Raw genomic sequence first — 2,818 nt, 5'->3', positions numbered from 1 at the left:
GGGACGCCGGGGAACTCAGCGCCATAGATGTGGACCAGGTCGTCATCGGTTCCTGCACCAACGGCAGACTGGAAGACCTGGAGATGGCAGCCGCCATCCTCGCGGGGAAGAAGGTGAGCAAAGGCTTGCGGTGCATCGTGATCCCCGCGACACCCGCGATCTACGGCGAGGCCATGCGGCGGGGATACTTCCAGACATTCCTGGATGCCGGCTGCATCATATCGCCGCCCACCTGCGGCCCCTGCCTCGGCGGTCACATGGGCATACTGGCAAAGGGAGAAAGGGCCGTGGCCACAACGAACAGGAACTTTATCGGAAGGATGGGGCATCCCGAAAGCGAGGTCTATCTCGCCGGTCCCGCCGTGGCGGCGGCCACTGCCATCAAAGGAAGGATAGCCCGTCCCGAGGAGGTATTATGATCGTCAAAGGAAGGATCTGGAAATTCGGCGACAATATCGATACCGATATCATCATCCCCGCGAAATATCTCGCGCACACGGACCCGAAGGTCCTCGGTGAGCACTGCATGGAGCCCCTGGCTCCGAACTTTCCGAAGGAGGTCAGGGCCGGGGACATCATCGTCTCGGGCTCCAATTTCGGCTGCGGGTCCTCCCGGGAGCACGCGCCTCTCGCCATCGCGGCGCTCGGCATACCGCTCATCGTCGCGAAGACATTCGCCAGGATATTCTACCGCAACGCCTTCAACAAGGGCCTCGCGCTGCTGGAAGCGGACATCTATGATCTCGTGAAGGACGGTGACGAGATCGAGGTCGACATATCGACAGGCATCATCCGCTGCGGCGAGAGCAAGGTCGAAGCCAAACCCATACCCCCCTTCATGGTTGACCTCATCAACGAGGGCGGGTTGATAAACTATCTCAAGAAAAAGCTGGAGGGCTAAATGAAACAGTACAACGTAGCAGTCGCCGGAGCCACCGGCGCGGTCGGAAATGAAATGGTAAAAGTCCTCGAGGAACGGAATTTCCCGGTCAAGAACCTGACGCTTCTCGCTTCCTCGCGGAGCGTGGGCAAGACAATGAGCTTCCATGGTGAAAACGTAAAGGTGCAGGAGCTGAAGGAGGACTCTTTCAGGGACATCGACATCGGCCTCTTTTCACCCGGCGGTGCCGTGAGCCAGAAATTCGCGCCCATCGCGGCGGCCAGCGGGTGCGTGGTCATCGACAACACGAGCGCCTTCAGGATGGAGAAGGACATCCCCCTCGTTGTACCCGAGGTCAACGAGCACGCCATAGCGCAGCACACGAAGCGGGGCATCATCGCCAACCCCAACTGCTCGACGATCCAGATGGTGGTGGCCTTGAAGCCCCTCCACGACGCGGCAAAGATCAAAAGGGTCGTTGTATCCACCTATCAGGCAGTTTCCGGGACGGGACAGAAGGCCATAAAGGAACTTGAGCAGCAGGTCCTCGCCATTTACAACATGAAGACCATCGAGAAGAAGGTCTATCCCCATCAGATCGCCTTCAACGTCCTGCCGCATATCGACAGCTTCCTCGATACCGGGTACACCAAGGAAGAGATGAAGATGGTCAACGAGACGAAGAAGATCATGGAGGACGATTCCATTGCCGTTACAGCTACGACGGTGAGGGTCCCCGTCTTCTACGGACACTCCGAGTCGGTGAATATCGAGTTCGAGCGGGAAATGACCCCCGATATGGCGCGCAAGCTCCTGAAGAAGGCCCCGGGCATCAAAGTGGTCGACGACCCGGCGAAGAACAAATATCCTCTCGCCATAGACGCCGCCGGCAAGGATGACACGTACGTGGGCAGGATCAGGATCGATGATACCGTCAAATACGGCCTCAACATGTGGATAGTCGCCGACAACATCAGAAAAGGCGCCGCCCTGAACGCGGTGCAGATAGCGGAAGCTTTGATAAAGAAATACCTGTGACCCTGTAACGTCGATCCGCACAAACCCTCCCTCCGAAAGGGAGGGTTTGTGCTTTTGCACCCTTTCAGGTCCTGTCAAGTATCTCTCTTACCATCCTGAGGAGCATGGTCGGTCTCAAAGGCTTTGAAAGGAAATCAAATTCCCCTTCCTCGATACCCTTGTCGAGAACAATGTCCCGGGTGTGACCGCTCATGAAGAGGACCTTCATGTCCCGGCCGGCCCTTCTCATCTCCTCGTATGCTTCCCTGCCGTTCTTCCCCGGCATAACGGAGTCTATGACGACGAGATCGACGCTGTCGTGCCGCCTGTACGTCCTAATCGCGTCCTCGCCGTCAACGGCCTCAATGACCGTGTAACCGTATTTGGTCAACACATCCCGCATGAGGCGTCTCACGTCAGCATCGTCATCGGCGATAAGGATCGTTTCACCGCCTCCCTTCATCTCTTGCACCGACGCGGCCTCTTCCTCCACGGACGAGGACACGGCCGGAAGATATATGTGAAAGGTCGTGCCCATGTCCTTCTCGCTGTACACGTTGATGTATCCCCCGTGCTGCTTCACGATCCCGTACACGGTGGGGAGGCCGAGGCCCGTCCCTTTGCCTGTCGCCTTGGTGGTGAAAAAGGGATCGAAGATGTGTTCCTTCACATACTCGTCTATACCCGAACCGGTATCGGAAACGGAGAGGAGCGCATATCTGCCGGGTTCACCCAGCCCGTGGGCCTTTACGAAATCACCGTCCAGTTCCGCGAGCTCCGTCTCAATGGTCAAAGTCCCCCCTTTCGGCATGGCATCCCGGGCGTTGCTCGCGAGGTTGAACAGTATCTGGTCGATCTGGGTCGTGTCCGCCATGACGACCAGGTCTTCGGCGCAGAGAAGGACCTTGAGCCCGATATCCT

General features: G+C 57.8%; 4 protein-coding genes. 3 read left to right on the top strand and 1 reads right to left on the bottom strand.

Annotation, left to right across the window (positions count from 1 at the left end):
* The 3 genes from GXX82_00790 to GXX82_00780 all read left to right on the top strand — a co-directional run.
* Positions 1–419: 3-isopropylmalate dehydratase large subunit (locus GXX82_00790; protein ID NLT21563.1), on the top strand; the 419-nt coding region annotated here is incomplete at its 5' end.
* Positions 416–901: a 3-isopropylmalate dehydratase small subunit gene (locus GXX82_00785; protein NLT21562.1), complete on the top strand. Its 486-nt coding sequence runs from the start codon at positions 416–418 to the stop codon at positions 899–901. The genes GXX82_00790 and GXX82_00785, both read left to right, overlap by 4 nt.
* The gene (locus GXX82_00780; protein ID NLT21561.1) at positions 902–1,918 is read left to right on the top strand and encodes an aspartate-semialdehyde dehydrogenase; all 1,017 of its coding nucleotides are present in this window, start codon (positions 902–904) and stop codon (positions 1,916–1,918) included. It begins immediately after the preceding gene.
* A 64-nt stretch (positions 1,919–1,982) separates the two neighbouring features.
* Here the strand turns inward: GXX82_00780 and GXX82_00775 are convergent.
* Positions 1,983–2,818, bottom strand: an 836-nt coding sequence (locus GXX82_00775; GenBank protein NLT21560.1) for a response regulator, incomplete at its 5' end; no start/stop codon positions are given.

Origin of the sequence: Syntrophorhabdus sp., from assembly GCA_012719415.1 — a bacterium.
In the GTDB taxonomy this organism is placed as follows: domain Bacteria; phylum Desulfobacterota; class Syntrophorhabdia; order Syntrophorhabdales; family Syntrophorhabdaceae; genus Delta-02.
Note: the sequence above shows the minus strand (reverse complement) of the source record. Positions and strands in the feature narration are given on the sequence as shown.

Excerpts from the sequence above, each read along its gene's own strand:
- GXX82_00785 (NLT21562.1), top strand. The coding sequence starts at position 416 with ATGATCGTCAAAGGAAGGATCTGGAAATTCGGCGACAATATCGATACC.
- GXX82_00780 (NLT21561.1), top strand. The coding sequence starts at position 902 with ATGAAACAGTACAACGTAGCAGTCGCCGGAGCCACCGGCGCGGTCGGA.